At 51.7% G+C, this 15,370-nt stretch carries 10 protein-coding genes; 7 read left to right on the forward strand and 3 right to left on the reverse strand.

What is annotated here, in order from left to right:
* Positions 1–114: 114 nt before the first annotated feature.
* Together Q0577_RS25640 and Q0577_RS25645 are read right to left on the reverse strand one after the other, a co-directional pair.
* Positions 115–927, reverse strand: a complete 813-nt coding sequence (locus tag Q0577_RS25640) for a hypothetical protein (RefSeq protein ID WP_298741449.1) — start codon at positions 925–927, stop codon at positions 115–117.
* A gap of 66 nt (positions 928–993) precedes the next feature.
* Positions 994–2,019 carry a LacI family DNA-binding transcriptional regulator gene (locus tag Q0577_RS25645; RefSeq protein ID WP_298741451.1) on the reverse strand — a complete coding sequence of 342 codons (1,026 nt, stop codon included), beginning with the start codon at positions 2,017–2,019 and terminating at the stop codon, positions 994–996.
* Between the two features lie 220 nt (positions 2,020–2,239).
* On the opposite strand from Q0577_RS25645, the gene Q0577_RS25650 reads away from it, so the two are divergent.
* The 7 genes from Q0577_RS25650 to Q0577_RS25680 all read left to right on the forward strand — a co-directional run bounded on the left by Q0577_RS25650 (position 2,240) and on the right by Q0577_RS25680 (position 12,631).
* Positions 2,240–2,791, forward strand: a complete 552-nt coding sequence (locus Q0577_RS25650; RefSeq protein ID WP_298741453.1) for an RNA polymerase sigma-70 factor — start codon at positions 2,240–2,242, stop codon at positions 2,789–2,791.
* A gap of 69 nt (positions 2,792–2,860) precedes the next feature.
* Positions 2,861–4,078: a FecR family protein gene (locus Q0577_RS25655; protein ID WP_298741455.1), complete on the forward strand. Its 1,218-nt coding sequence runs from the start codon at positions 2,861–2,863 to the stop codon at positions 4,076–4,078.
* Positions 4,079–4,171: 93 nt separating this feature from the next.
* Complete coding sequence (locus Q0577_RS25660) at positions 4,172–7,570, forward strand: SusC/RagA family TonB-linked outer membrane protein (protein ID WP_298741457.1); 3,399 nt, start codon at positions 4,172–4,174, stop codon at positions 7,568–7,570.
* Positions 7,571–7,575: 5 nt separating this feature from the next.
* Positions 7,576–9,084, forward strand: a complete 1,509-nt coding sequence (locus Q0577_RS25665; RefSeq protein ID WP_298741459.1) for a SusD/RagB family nutrient-binding outer membrane lipoprotein — start codon at positions 7,576–7,578, stop codon at positions 9,082–9,084.
* Positions 9,085–9,107: 23 nt separating this feature from the next.
* On the forward strand, positions 9,108–10,040 hold the full coding sequence (locus Q0577_RS25670; protein WP_298741461.1) for an RraA family protein: 933 nt from the start codon (positions 9,108–9,110) through the stop codon (positions 10,038–10,040).
* A gap of 19 nt (positions 10,041–10,059) precedes the next feature.
* Positions 10,060–11,511: a mandelate racemase/muconate lactonizing enzyme family protein gene (locus tag Q0577_RS25675; protein WP_298741462.1), complete on the forward strand. Its 1,452-nt coding sequence runs from the start codon at positions 10,060–10,062 to the stop codon at positions 11,509–11,511.
* Positions 11,512–11,524: 13 nt separating this feature from the next.
* Positions 11,525–12,631 carry a bile acid:sodium symporter family protein gene (locus tag Q0577_RS25680; RefSeq protein ID WP_298741463.1) on the forward strand — a complete coding sequence of 369 codons (1,107 nt, stop codon included), beginning with the start codon at positions 11,525–11,527 and terminating at the stop codon, positions 12,629–12,631.
* Positions 12,632–12,741: 110 nt separating this feature from the next.
* On the opposite strand, the gene Q0577_RS25685 is transcribed toward Q0577_RS25680, so the two are convergent.
* On the reverse strand, positions 12,742–15,312 hold the full coding sequence (locus Q0577_RS25685; RefSeq protein WP_298741464.1) for a zinc-dependent metalloprotease: 2,571 nt from the start codon (positions 15,310–15,312) through the stop codon (positions 12,742–12,744).
* Positions 15,313–15,370: the final 58 nt, after the last annotated feature.

A 15,370-nucleotide genomic window follows, 5' to 3' on the forward strand; every position in this document is an offset into this window, starting at 1 on the left:
GGAGAGTAGGTAGCCGCCGTATTTATTAGAAAAGGCGCTGATCATTTGATCAGCGCCTTTTTTTTTACCTGTTGGCTATTGGCCTTTTAGCTACTAGCAGCTAAAAGCTAACAGCTATTGCTTATTATACCACTGCCCAATATTAATACTCACCCCCATTCCCACGGATACCGGCTGAAAATATTCATTCAACTCATAACCGCCGTAGGTAGCATCATCAAAAGGCAGCATAAATGAGAACTGCGACTGGAACTTCACATATTTATATCCTACCCTGAACGTAAAGGCAGGCTCCAGTAAGGCATGTGTACCGTTACTGATCCGCAGAAACTCTGCCCGCTGGGTTTCCTGTCCTGCAAACGCTTTGTCGCCTGCCCCCATCCCGTAGAAATTCAATACAGATACCCGGCTGCTGAACACCGCTTCAAATACCGGGTGCACAAAACCGATACTGGGCTGCACAAAGAACTTACTGAAGCGGGTGGTTAACTGGTAGTCGTTCACTATACCGGTGCTGCCATCGTCATTGAAAGCGCGATCCAGGGTTTTGAAACGCCCGGCGCCAAATCCGGCATAAGTGTCGAATATCATCCGCTTCTTTGTGTCCAGCGGCTGGAAGAAACCCACTGCCCCTTCAAATACACCGCCACGGGTGTGCTTGTCCAGGAACAGGTCGTCATCATTGCTCCTGGTATCATTGTCATTCAGATCCCAGCGGTATACATACTGGCCATTCGCCATGATGGCTATCTTATTGGCCACTGCAAAAGCCGCCTGGTAATTGGTAGGTGAGATACTGGCCTTCAGCTCGTGTTTTTCTTTCAGCAGAGGTGCATTCACGGTATTCGGCACATAGATGTACTTGTTGCAGGAGGCAAGGAATAGGCTTGCTGCCAGCAAACAGGGAAGTCCCAGAGGTTTTTTCATGTTGTAGGTGTTTGTAAGCTATGAACGATCAGCTGCCAGCTGCTGACAGCTGACAGCAAACAGCTTTTATAGCGCTTGTGTTGATTCTCTTTCCATCAGCTCAACAGGGAACACGAAATTCCTGGTCACTTTAACGGTATCGTCCTGGTTGATCAGCTGGATAACGGTTTCTACGGCCTTCTGGCCCATCCGGTAACCGGATTGCTCAATGGTGCTGAGGGAGGGAGAGATGATACGGGAAGACAGGTCATTGGAATAACCCACTACTTTGATCTGTTTCGGTATGCCGATATTCCTGCGCCTGGCCTCCTGTATAAATGCTACTGCAGAGGTATCATTGGCGGCAAAGAGACCATCCGGCAGCGGATCGCTGGTGAGCAGCTGCTGTGCCGCATTGGTAGCCGCATCGGTGGTCAGGTTATGGATATACAGCAGCCGTTCGTCAAAGGGAATATTATACTTGGCCAGGGCGGCCTTGTAGCCGGCCAGGCGGTGTTGATAGAGATTACAGGTGAGCACGCCGGAGAAATGCGCAATACGTTTGCAACCCTGTTTGATCAGGTGCTCAGTAGCCAGGAAGCCCCCGGTGAAGTCATCCCCGGTAATGGAATAGCCCGGGAAATCGATAGGTACGCGGTCGTAGAACACCAGGGGGATGTTGTTCTTTATAAACGGACTGAAATGCTCGTAATTGGTGGTGAACATAGAAGCCACCGCCAGTAATCCGTCTACACGCAGGGAAAAGAAGGTGTGCACCAGCTCCTTCTCCATCGCCACCGTTTCATCAGACTGCCCGATCATGATACTGAAGCCGTATTTATGCGCTTCGTGCTGAATACCGCTGATAGCGGTACTCTGGAAGTACATGGAAGTGCGCGGAACGATGAGCCCGATGATATTGGAACGTTTCTTCCGCAGGCTCGAGGCAATCCAGTTGGGCACATAACCCATCTCCTGCGCAGCCTTCTGCACCTTGTCGCGTGTTTCATCGTTGATCAGCGGATTGTTCTGTAATGCCCTGGATACCGTAGAGGCTGACAGGTTCAACGCCTGTGCAATGTCATATATGGTTATCTTATTGCGTTCTTTCACTTTTTTTGAGGCTTCAATAATGACAAATAATAGGCTATATTAAGCAATTTATATTACAATTGAAACTTTCATTCACATTGCAATCCATCGTTTGTTGCAGTAAATCAAAACTTCCTTTCTTGTAGGCTTGAAAAAGCGGCGAATTATTCATAAATTTTGAGACTGATTGATAAGGTTCCACGGAAAAACTGATTTCAGGCTCGTTTAAGATCCGGTTTACATGAAAGAAACTGATCTCATTGCCGCACTAAAAAAGGGCGAAGAGGCTGCCTTGCGCCAACTGTTTGAGCAGCTGTATCCACGCTTATGTTACTTTGCCCGGGGAATCCTCCAGCATGATATGGAAGCGGAAGACGTTGTGCAGGAAGCCTTTATGAAGCTATGGCGCCACCGGCAGCAATTCAACAGTTTTGCTGCTGTGCGGTCCTTTTTGTATATCAGCGCCCGGCATGCCTGCCTCAACATCCTGAAGCACCAGCGGGTGGTACACCGCCATGGAGCCGGCCTGCAGGCGGAAGCAGCAGATGAGCTTACCGTGGCCCACCGCCTGATCGAGGCAGAAGTAGCCGGACAGCTGCGGGAGGCGCTGAATAAATTACCACCCGGCTGCAGGCAGGTGGTAGAACTGGGCTACCTGGAAGGCATGCGGAATCATGAGATCGCCAGCCAGCTCAGGGTATCGGTCAACACCATCAAGACACAGAAAGCCCGCGGCCTCTACCTGTTGAAAGGATGGTTCAAGGCCATCGGCATCCTGCTTTTGCTGTTGTAATGAACTTTCCTGCAAATTTTTCCTGTTTCTTTTCACCCGCTTTTTTAACTGGGTTGTTTTAATATACACATGGATCCGGTAAACGAACATCTGGAAATAGCCGACCTGATCGCTAAACATTTCAATGGCAGGCAGACAGCGCACGAAGCCGCCGAACTGGAGGCATGGATCAATGCCGCTGCGGACCATCAACGCCTGTGGGAGCAACTGAACGATGATGCCAAACTGCGTGAACAGATGCTCGCTATGCCGGATACCGGCAGTACAGGAGATGCCTGGAGACGGCTGCAGCCCAGGCTGGTGGCCGAAAGACCACGTCCTCATATCGCCTACCGGGTCTTCCTCTACGCGGCTGCTATTGCGGGCATGCTGCTGGGAGCAGGCGGATTGGTGTACCTGATGCTGCATCGCCCCGACAATGCCGCCCCGGCTGCCGTTGCTGAGGTCAACGCGCCGGCGGCAACACCGGACGTTCACAGCCGTAGCAAGGCCCGTTTGATATTAGGCAATGGTAAGGTGATAGCACTGAAAAATGAGGAAGAGCAGACCTTTACGGAAGAAGATGGTACCCGCATCACCACCAGCGGAACTTTGCTTTCATATTCACCCGGCAGTGCTGCCGCTGCGCCGGTGTACAACACCCTGGAAATTCCACGCGGGGGAGAGTACAAGGTAATGCTGCCGGATAGTTCAGTGGTATGGATGAACGCCGCTTCCTCCCTGCGCTTCCTGACCAGGTTCAATGGAAACCGGCGCGAGGTGGATCTTTCAGGGGAAGCGTATTTTGAGGTGGCTGAGAATAAAAGCAAACCCTTTATTGTTAACATCAATAATATATCCATAACCGTTACAGGCACACAATTCAACATAAAAGGTTATCCGGATGAACCTTATATAAATACTACATTGGTGGAAGGAGGTGTGGAGCTGAGAACAACCGTACATCCCGGCGCCAAACCGGTACTGCTTCGGCCTGGCTACCAAGCTGTGTGGGCAGACAGCAGGATGACTGTAAAGGAAGCTTACCTGGAAGAAGCGCTGGCCTGGAAGAACGGTTTATTTGTTTTCCGCAGCGAGCCGGTAGGCAGCATTATGCGTAAGCTGAGCCGCTGGTATGATGTGGAGGTAAAGTACCCGGATACTTCCCTGAGCAATATCCGTTTTACAGGCACTATCCGGAAGTATGCCTCTATCCAGCAGGTATTGAAAATGCTTGCGCTGACTCAGAAAGTAACATTCAGGATGGATGATAAGCGTGTCACCGTGCTGAAAGCTGACAACCAATAATCAACAGCCAACTGTTCTCATATTGATTCCGCGTTATGGGACCGCCTGCCCTTAATACCGCATTTGAAGAACAGTACCGTTATTTTGTTTGCTATGCGTATCACTACCTTTCTCATGTTGGTATGTATCCTGTTATTACATGCCAGCGGTTATTCCCAGGAAGTGAAGCTTACCCTGCAACTGAAAGGGGTGAAGCTGGATAAGCTATTTGACATTATCCAACGCAACAGCGACTATCAATTTTTGTACAACGATGATGATATCAGGGATACGCTGGTATCAGTAGATGTAGTGAAAGCTACGGTGCCCCAGATCATGGCGCAGTGCCTGAAAGGACATCAGCTACGGTTCAATATTGTAGACAAGACAATTATCATCGCACATGTTTTTTCTCCGCCTGCAAGGGCTAATAGTCCGCCACCGCCACTAAGCGTCAGCGGGACTATTACAGATGCCCGGGGTGCAGCGTTGCAGGGTGTCAGCATAGTTCTGAAAGGACAAAAAGCAGGCGCCATCTCTGATGCCGACGGTCATTACCGCCTCCGTGTAGATGATGACAACCCCGTACTGATGTTCAGCTTTATCGGCTACGTTTCACAGGAAGTGGCGGTGAACGGCCGCACCACACTGGATGTACAAATGGTGGAAGACCTTACCAAACTGGGAGAAGTAGTAGTGACCGCGCTGGGTATACATAAGGAGGCGCGGCAGCTGGGATATGCCGCAACTACTATAAAGGGCGGAGATGTGGCGGTGAACAGAACGCCGAATGTTGGTAATAGCCTGCAGGGAAAAGTGGCGGGTCTCAATGTGAGCGCAGTGAATACAGGCGCCGGTGGTTCCAGCAGGATCCGTATACGTGGTGCATCGTCTTTCAAAGGCAATAATACTCCCCTGATCATCCTGAATGGTATGCCTATCAATAACAACAGCTATGGGGCGCGTAAGAATGATGCAGAAGGCAATACTTCGAGAGCTGAATCTTATACAGACGGCGGCGATGGTTTGCTCAGCATAAACCCGGATGATATCGAATCTATCAATGTACTCAAAGGCGCCGCTGCTGCTGCTTTGTACGGCTTCCGTGCAAAAGACGGCGCTATCGTGATCACCACCCGCTCCGGTAACAGGAACCAGGGCATCGGGGTGGAAGTGAACAGCAATTTTGTGGTGGACCGCCCTGTTGATCAAACCGATTTCCAGTATGAATACGGGCAGGGCGAACAGGGGAAACGTCCTGCCACTATCCTCGAAGCAGGCAATACAGGCACCTGGAGCTTTGGAGAACGGATAGATGGTCAGCCTACAATCCAGTTTGACGGGCAGATAAAACCTTATACAGCCGTGAAAGGCCGTATCAATAAATTCTATCGTACCGGTTCTACCTGGAGCAATACGGTGTCTATGTCCGGTGGTAATGAACAGGGCAGCTTCAACCTCTCCCTGTCTGATATGAATAACCAGTCTGTCATGCCTAACTCCACCTACAGGCGGCAGTCTGTTAACCTGGGGCTGCATTACAACATTACCTCAAAGCTGCAGGTGAATGTGTTTGCCAACTACTCGCATGAAAAGCACCGGAACCCGCCTAACGTATTTGTTCAGCAATACAATGCTAACACCACCGTATATACGCTGGCCAATACGATCGACTTCAATGACCTGAAAGATCACCGCAAAGATGAGAACGGGAACGAAAGGAATATCTCCCGTTTTACCCCCCGCGCCAACCCTTACTGGATCGCTTATGAGCGCTTTGAAAATATTTCGCGCGACCGCCTGATAGGCAATGCCTCTATCCGCTATGAGCTGCTGCCATGGCTGTACGTACAGGGACGTATTGGCCAGGATCATTTTACCCGTTCGCAGGATTATAATGTGCCAACGGGCACCCGTTTCCTGGGACCAGTTACCACCGGTTTCAATGGGCAATATTACCAGGAAGTAGTGAAGTTCAGGGAGCGCAACTATGATTTCCTGCTGGGCGCCAACAGGCAGTCCGGCAACATAGACATAGATCTTACACTGGGCGGCAACCAGATGGTGCAGATCACAGAGAACAATAATGTGCAGGCAGACAATTTCTTTATCCGCGACCTGTACACGGTGCAGAACGGGCAGATCAAGGATCCGCAATACCGTTACACTGAAAAGCGCGTAAACTCGCTCTACGGCGCAGCAGAGCTGTCATGGAAGAATTATCTTTTTTTGAACCTCACGGCACGTAATGACTGGTTCTCTACGTTGAACCCACGCTCCAATAACTACCTCTATCCATCCATAAGTTCCAGCTTTGTATTTACCGATGCCTTTACACTACCTGCCTGGTGTACGTTTGGGAAACTGCGGGTAGCCTATGCGGCAGTAGGAGGAGACACAGATCCTTACCAGAACAACCTGTACTACATTATTAATACCAATGCGCATATGGGCGTGGCATTGGGCGGTATATCCGGTACGCTCAGTCCTAATCCCAACCTGCGTCCCCTGAAGGTAAAGGAGTTTGAAACGGGGATGGAAGGCAGGCTGTTCGGGGGCCGTATCGGTTTTGATGCGGCCTGGTACCGAAAGAATACAATAGATGAGATACTGTCTGTACAGATCTCCGGCGCTACCGGTTACAGCGCTACACTGGTGAATGTGGGGCGGCTGCGTAACCAGGGTGTTGAAATGCTGCTCACCGGCATACCGGTAGACCGTAAGGAGCTGTGCTGGGAAGTAAGCCTTAACGGCGCACATAACAGCAGCCGGGTACTGGAGCTGGCGGCTGGTCAGCCAGTCATCATTGTAGGCACCGGTGAGTATACAGGGCGCCTGGCGCATGAGGTAGGCAAACCCATGGCTTCCCTGCAGGGCACTGCCTACCTGCGCGCACCCGACGGACAGATCATATACAGGAACGGCCGTCCGGCCAATGATGTGGTAAAAACATTCGGGAGCGCTATTCCCACCTGGACCGGTGGTATCACCAATACATTCACTGTTAAAGGCGTCAGGATCGCTGCGTTGATAGATGGCAAGTTTGGTCACCGGCTGATATCCAATACCAATTTCAATCTCTGGCGGCATGGCCTCCATAAGGCTACACTGGCAGGCAGGGCGGAAGGTTTTGTAGTAGGCAAAGGCGTGATGGAAGACCCTGCTGCGCCCGGGAAGTATATTCCCAATACCATACAGGTACCTGTGCAGACCTATTATGAATCTGTAAGAAGCAATAACAATATAGCAGAAGAGTTTGTGTATGACGCCAGTTTTATCAAGCTGCGGCAGATCACCATTGGCTACGATTTTAAAAAAATGCTGGAGAAACAGCAGGTGATCAAAGGACTAACGGTAGCATTCGTAGCCAATAATGTAGCGGTGCTGAGCAAACATACACCCAATATAGACCCGGAGATGGTTACGGCTGCCAGCGATAACCTGCAGGGCCTGGAGTCTGGAGGGCTTCCCATGACACGCAGTATGGGTATTAATGTACATGTTAAATTCTGATGGGTATGAAGCGATATCTGATGATGATCCGGATTGTCTGCCTGTTTGTAATAAGCGGTTGCGATAAGAACTTTGAAAAGATCAATACCAATCCTGTATTGCCATCTTCACTGGATCCTGCCTATTTACTGGCGCAGGCGGAGCTGAATGCCTCCTGGGAATCAGGCACCCTTACGTACCAGAGCGCTATCGTACAACATACCATGCATCCCTTCCTGGGCGTGCTGGCTGGTGGTAATGTAAACCAGAAGAACCCGGCAGTAGAGAGACAGCAGTGGGATCAGTATTATCCGCTGGTCCGCAATGTGGCAGACATCATCGGCAAAACCAGGAACGACAGCACGCGCAGCAATCTCTATCACATGACGCGTATCTGGAGGGCATATCTTTTCCAGGTGCTCACCGATACTTACGGAGATATTCCCTACACACAGGCAGGGGTGGGTTTTCCTGCATCGCAGTATTTCCCGGTATATGATCCCCAGCAGCAGATCTATAACGATCTGCTGAGGGAAGTGACGGAAGCGGTGAAAGGGCTTGATCCTGCAAAAGCAATGGCAACGAACGATCTTTTCTATGGCGGTGATATTGGTAAATGGAAACGCCTGGGCAATTCATTGTTGCTGCGCATTGCCATGCGGCTGTCAAAAGCAGATGCTGCAAAAGCGCAGACCTATGCCCTGCAGGCTTTCCAGGGCGGCGTGATGACGTCCAATGCAGATAACTGTGTGATGCCGCATTCTGCCACCTATACAAACGCATTGGGCAACCAGCTGAATGGTGCGGAAAAAGCGAACTACTACCTGAACCAGACATTCGTTAACTACCTGCAGCGCAATAATGATCCGCGTTTAAAAGCCATTGCCGTGATCTATGGAGATGCTACCAAAGATCCTGCACAGACCCTGCAGGATAAAGATCCCGCCCGGCAGACAGGCATGCCCACCGGTTATGATAACACCACGATTGCTTCCGCGCCGGGATATCCCGGCTCTTTATACAGGTATTCACAGATAGACCGCCTGACATTGGGGAACATCACCGCGCCCTGTTTTCATGTTACGTATGCGCAGACACAATTGCTGCTGGCGGAAGCGGCGCAGCGCGGATGGATAGCCGGCGATCCTGCGGCATTTTATCGGCAGGGCGTCAGCGCACACATGCAGCAGCTGGCGGCATACGGTGGTACTGCAGCGGTACCGGATGACAGTATCAACAGCTATTGGGCAACGCACAGCTATGACGCTGCCAGGGGCCTGGAACAGATCAATACGGAATACTGGGTGGCTTGTCTGATGAACGGAACAGAGGCCTATGCCAACTGGAGGCGTACAGGCTTTCCCGTTATACCGGCCAACACCTATGCAACACAGGATATCCCGGGTGGACAGAGCATTCGCCGCCTGCGCTATCCCGACACGGAAATATCACTGAACACCACACATTACAGGGAAGCGCTTTCGCGCCAGGGGCCCGATGAGCTCAATGTCCGCATGTGGTGGGATGTGCAATAGTATGGAAGTAAAAGTGATACTATATGAACAAATTCCTCATGTACTGCCTGTTGCTGGGCGGCCTGTATCAGGCAGGCGGCGCCCGTGCGCAGCAGGTTACCCTTACGCCCGATCAGATCAGGGCGATGACACCCGCCTGGAAAGGTGAACGCAGCGCCGACGGAAGGCCCAAGGCGCCGGATGCGCTGCTGCAACGCCTGAAGAACATCTCTATCGAGGAGGCCTGGGGCATTCTCCGTAACAAAGGTTACCAGAACCAGTTTGAAGGCGAGTGGATGCTGCTGCGGCCCAACCAGGTGATGACAGGCCGGGTGGTAACGGCCCAATACATGCCGCTGCGTCCGGATATGGACCAGCTGATCAAAGACAAAGGCAAGGCGGAAGGCCGCATTGGCGGTACCAATTCCTGGCCGATAGATGTGCTCAGCAACGGCGATGTATACGTGGCAGACAGCTACGGCAAAGTAGCAGATGGCACCCTGATCGGAGATAACCTGGGTAATTCCATTTATGCCAAATCAAAGAACGGCGTCATCTTCTATGGGTCTGTCCGCGATATGGAAGGCCTGGAAGCGATTGACGGATTCACAGCCTGGGTGAAGGGTTACGATCCTTCTTACATCCAGCAGATGATGCTGGCGGGTATCAATGTGCCCATCCGCATTGGCCGCGCCACCGTATTGCCGGGAGATGTGGTGCTGGCTAAAAAAGGCGGTGTGATTTTCATTCCCGCCCACCTGCTGGAAGAGGTGGTGCTGAACGCAGAGTTCATTGGGCTGCGGGATCAGTTTGGGCACCAGCGCCTGCGGGAAGGCAAATATACGCCCGGTGAGATAGACACCCAGTGGACGGACGCTATCAAAAAAGACTTCCTGCAATGGCTGGACAGCCAGGGTGATAAACTGCCCATGAGCAGGCAGGAGCTCGATCAATTCATGAAAAACAGAACATGGTAAACGCTTAAACTTTTCTCCAATGACACCTTCAGAAAAATTCCTCTCGAAATTAGGCGTACAGGAAAGCGCCCCCAACACGGAAGTGACCCAGGAAAACGATCGCCGTTCCTTCCTCAAAAAGACTGCACTAGGCGGCCTGGCCCTGGGCGGGTTTATGTTCTCTCCGCTGGGAGATACCCTGGCGCATGCTACCTCCAAAGTGAACCGCCTGTCTGCCCCGTCAGACCTCAAAATCACGGATATGCGCTATGCCGTGTGTATGAATTCCACCGGGCGTTGCCCTATTATCCGTATAGACACCAACCAGGGCATTTACGGACTGGGAGAAGTAAGGGATGGCGCCAGCTGGCGTTACGCCTTGTTCCTCAAAAGCCGCATCCTGGGTATGAACCCCTGCAACGTGGAGATGATATTCAAACGTATTAAGCAGTTCGGCTTTCATGGCCGCCAGGGCGGAGGGGTATCCGGTGTGGAAATGGCCCTCTGGGATCTGGCGGGTAAAGCCTACGGCGTGCCGGTGTACCAGCTGCTGGGCGGCAAATACCGCGACCGCGTAAGGCTGTATGCAGACACCCCTGAAGTGGAAGACGCAGGGGAGTTCACCGCCAAGTTGAAAGACCGGCTTGAAAACAAGGGATATACTTTCCTGAAAATGGATTTCGGTATCGAGCTGCTGAAGAATACGCCCGGCGCCCTGGTGAATAACAAGTTCTGGGATGTAGGCCGCCAGTGGACCAACGAACCCATGACCTACGGCGCTACTGAGCATCTCTTTACCCAGGTGCAGATCACGCCCAAAGGCCTGGACATACTGGCAGAACGTATTGCGAGGGTCAGGGAAGCCGTAGGTTATGAAATACCCCTGGCTTCCGATCACTACGGTCATTTTGACCATAACAACGCCATCCGCCTGGGGAAAGCCGTAGAACCCTATCGCCTGGCCTGGCTGGAAGACCTCATTCCCTGGAAGTTTACTGAACAGTGGAAACAGATCACCAATGCCATTGAAACTCCCACACTTACGGGCGAGGATATCTATCTGAAGGAAGAATTCATTAAATTAATAGACGCGCACGCGGTAGACCTGGTGCATCCTGATCTTGCCACAGCGGGCGGCATCCTGGAAACAAAACGCATCGGCGATTATGGCGAGGAGAAAGGAGTGGCGATGGCCATGCACTTTGCAGGCCTGCCCATTTCATTTATGGCCAATGTGCATTGTGCGGCCGCCACACAGAATTTTGTAGCGATGGAACATCATTCACTGGACGTGCCTTACTGGAACAACCTGGTGAAGACAGACCATCCGCTCATAGAAAAAGGTTTCGCCATTGTACCTGATAAGCCGGGATTGGGTATTGAGCTGAATGATGATGAGATCAAAAAGCACCTGGCGCCGGAAGATAAAAGTTATTTCGCTCCAACGCCTGACTGGAACGAGAGCCGTTCCTGGGATCGCCTCTGGAGTTAAAGCAATACCACTTATGAATACATACAAATTATCCGCCTTTCTGGCCATAGCGGCCCTGATTGCCTACATCGTCATTACTGTGCTGCAATGGCACCAGGTAGGAGGCTGGCTCCTGATGCTTTTCTTCGCATTCCTGGCATTTGCTTTCCGGGGGAATGTCCTGCTGAAAGGATTTTCATATACAGTAATGATCTTCGCCGCTGTTAGCCTGGCCATGTATTATCCGCAACATTTCATTGCTGTAGGAGACTTTAAACTGTCAAAGCTGATCCTGCCTTTGCTGCAGATCATTATGTTCGGTATGGGTACCGGTTTACGGTGGGCGGACTTTCAGCAGCTGGCTAAAACGCCCAAAAGTATTGGTGTTGGCGTAATAGCGCAGTATTCTATTATGCCGCTGGTAGGTTTTGTTATTACCCGTTTGTTCAATTTTCCTCCTGAGATTGCAGCAGGCGTTATACTGATCGGTTCTTGTCCCAGCGGGCTGGCCTCCAATGTGATGTCTTACCTGGCGGGGGCTAACCTGGCCTTATCTGTCTCCATAACGGTGATGGTTACACTGCTTGCTCCTGTTATTACTCCGTTATGGATGAAAGCGTTGGCAGGTCAGTATGTGGAAGTGGCGCTCTGGCAGATGATGTGGGACATTGTACAGATCGTGATACTGCCTATTGTGGCAGGTTTGGCTTTCAATCATTTCTTACGCGGCAAGTTCAAGTGGCTGGATGATGCCATGCCTTTGCTGTCCATGGGCGGTATTGCACTGATCATTGTAGTGGTAACTGCCAGCGGGCGGGATAGCCTGTTAAAGGTTGGGCCATTACTGATCTTTGCTGCCTTGCTGCATAACCTGTCTGGCTATTGCCTTGGTTACTGGAGTGCGCGCCTGTTCCGCATGCCTGAAAGGGACTGCCGGACAGTGGCGCTGGAAGTGGGTATGCAGAACGGTGGCCTTGCATCCGGCCTGGCGTTGAAAATGGGCAAGCTGGCAACGGTGGGCCTGGCGCCGGCTGTATTCGGTCCTTTGATGAATATTACGGGATCTGCGCTGGCTACCTGGTGGAAAGGAAAGAAGGTGGACGACGGGGCGGAAGAAGTAGCGGTTAGTCTGAAAGTTTGATGGTTTGAAAAGTTTGAACGTTTGATGGTTTTAAAGTTTAAGGGTTTGAAGGTGCCCGGAATAATGGGACGCCTTCAAACCCTCAAACGTTCAAAGTCTTAAACTGAATATTATTTAGGCGCCAGTGCCCTGTTGATCCTTTCCACGAGATCGTTCAGGTGGTAGCGGCTCATGTTGTCGGGCATGGAGGCTGCCGCGCTGCGCATTTCATTCCGGAGGGAGGTAAGCTGTGCGCGGGCAATGCTGCTTACATCAGTGTGGGTGGGATCTGGTGGCGGTGTGCCGAACATGATCACCATACCGCCGCTGCTGCTGCCGGAGCCGCCGCCGGGAGACAGTAATTCGGACAGATGTCTTACATAGGCCTTCTGCAGGTTCCTGCGGAAGATATCGATCGGCTTGTGGGCATATACTTCGCTGAAGATACCTTTTTTCAGGTCGTTCAGGAGTTCGGTGGCCTGGTAGGCTTTGCTGCCTTCCATGGCGGAAGCGTTCAGCAGTTTGTTCAGGGTATTGGTGCTCAGCAACCTTCCCAGTACGGGATCCTGGCGTGCCAGCACAACGTTGGTGGCGTCGTTTCCGGTGCGGCTCAGGATATCTTTATTCAGCAGCCACTGTGGTGTGTTGAACAGTTGCTGGTTGAGGAACTGTACGGCTGACCGTTGGGTGGCTTTGGGCACACTTTCATACACAGCGCCTTCCTGCTCTACAGTTTTGGGCGTTTCCAGGATACCGCCTACATTTTTGGCAACGTGGTTCATATAGCGGCCAAATTGCCCGGTCACTTCCCGGTAGAGGTCGCCCAGGTTGGAATATCCTTCATTGGCCTCGCGTGTCCAGGCCATCAGGTTGGGAACGATGCGTTGGAGGTTCTTAATGCCGTAATAACTGGCTTTCATGGCATCATCGCCGAGGTCTTCGCTCTGAGAGCGGGGATCATCCGGGTTGCTTTCGGTGCCAAACCAGTAGCGTTTGTCTTTCAGGCGGTTAATGGTCCATTTATTAAGTGTGGCCTTTTCTTCTTCAGGAGTGTGTACGCCGGGTATCTGGCGGTAACCCCATTCAATGGCCCATTTGTCGTAGTAGTTGATACGGGGGTAGAGGTCTGCCCCTGTAATGCTGTCTTCAGGCTGCGCTACGTAGTTGAATCGGGCATAATCCATAATAGAAGGCGCGTGGCCGTTTTTCTGTACCCAGGATCTGTCGCGCAGTTTCTCTACCGGGTAAGCGGAGCTGGAGCCATAGTTATGGCGTAAACCGAGGGTATGCCCTACTTCGTGGGAGGAAACAAATCGGATCAGCTCACCCATCAGCTCATCATCAAATTCCATGGTGCGTGCACGCGGATCGTTGGGCGCACATTGTACAAAGTACCAGTTGCGCAGCAGGCGCATAACGTTGTGATACCAGTTGATATGGCTTTCCAGGATCTCGCCGGAGCGGGGATCATGAACGTGGGGGCCACTGGCATTGGCGATATCGGAAGGTTTGTACACAATGGCGGAAAAGCGGGCGTCTTCCAGTGACCAGGTAGAATCTTCCTGTTGGGTAGGCGCCTGTTTGGCGATGATGGCGTTTTTGAAGCCGGCCTGTTCAAAGGCGGGTTGCCAGTCGTTCACCCCCTGTATGAGGTATTTACGCCATTTGGCGGGAGTGGCCGGGTCTATATAGAAGATGATCGGTTTTTTAGGTTCTACCAGTTCGCCTCGTTTATATTTCTCCATGTCTTCCGGTTTGGGTTCCAGTCGCCAGCGGGTGATCATCTGTACGCGTTTCACTCCCTGGGGATCGGCGTCGAAGTCGGTTACGCTGGTGGTAAAGTACCCGATACGGGGATCAAAATAGCGGGCCTGCATGGGAACTTTGGGCAACAGTACCAGGGAGCTGTTCAGTTCCAGGGTAGCGTTTCCGCCGGGACCGGAGCCGGGGCTGCCGCCACTGCTTTTGGAATAGGTCTTTACGGTTTTGATCTCGGTGTTGATAGGGTAGGAGCGGATGTCAACGATATAGGACTTATCCGGTTGTACGCTGCCCAGCCGAAGCCGGGTTTTCATGCGCTGGTCAAAGAAGAGGATATCGTTGTCGCCGTTGATATAGTCGGTAAAGTCGATCAGGCAGCCGTTACTGTCCTTTGAAAAGGCTTTGATGTCAAATGCGGCTGCGATGGGCTGTATATTGGAGTTCATCACCGCATGGAACATGGGTTGGGTGCTGTCCTTTGATATTTCGCTGTAGGAAATGTTCTTCAGGAAGATGCGGTTATTGGGTCCTTTTTCGAAGCGGATCAGGTTTTCGCCGATCTGGTCGCCGCTGTAGCCGTAGAACATGGCGCGCAGGCCTGCAGCTGATTTGGAGATACGGTTCACTACCAATATATCGCGGCCCAGCAGGGAGTCGGCAATTTCGAAATAGACCTTATCATCCACCTTATATATATTGAACAGGCCGGAGTCAGCCTTGCTTCTGGCAGGAATGAACTCTCCGAACTGTTTGGGATTAGCCTTAGGGGTGCCCTGGGGCGGTATCATAGGTGGTTTTACGGTCGTGTCTTTAGCGGCGGCGGTGGCGGCGGCTTCGGACTGTTTCTTCTTTTTCCTTTGTGCAGAGGCCTGGGTTCCAAGGAGTATACCTGTGCAGAGTATACCTGCCGCAACCGCAACAAATCTGCTTTTTACATGCATGTTCATAGTGTTTGTACGAGGGTTGATCTTTGATCTGGCTGCCTTTTTTGACAGCAGT

Origin of the sequence: uncultured Chitinophaga sp., from assembly GCF_937898475.1 — a bacterium.
Taxonomy (GTDB): domain Bacteria; phylum Bacteroidota; class Bacteroidia; order Chitinophagales; family Chitinophagaceae; genus Chitinophaga.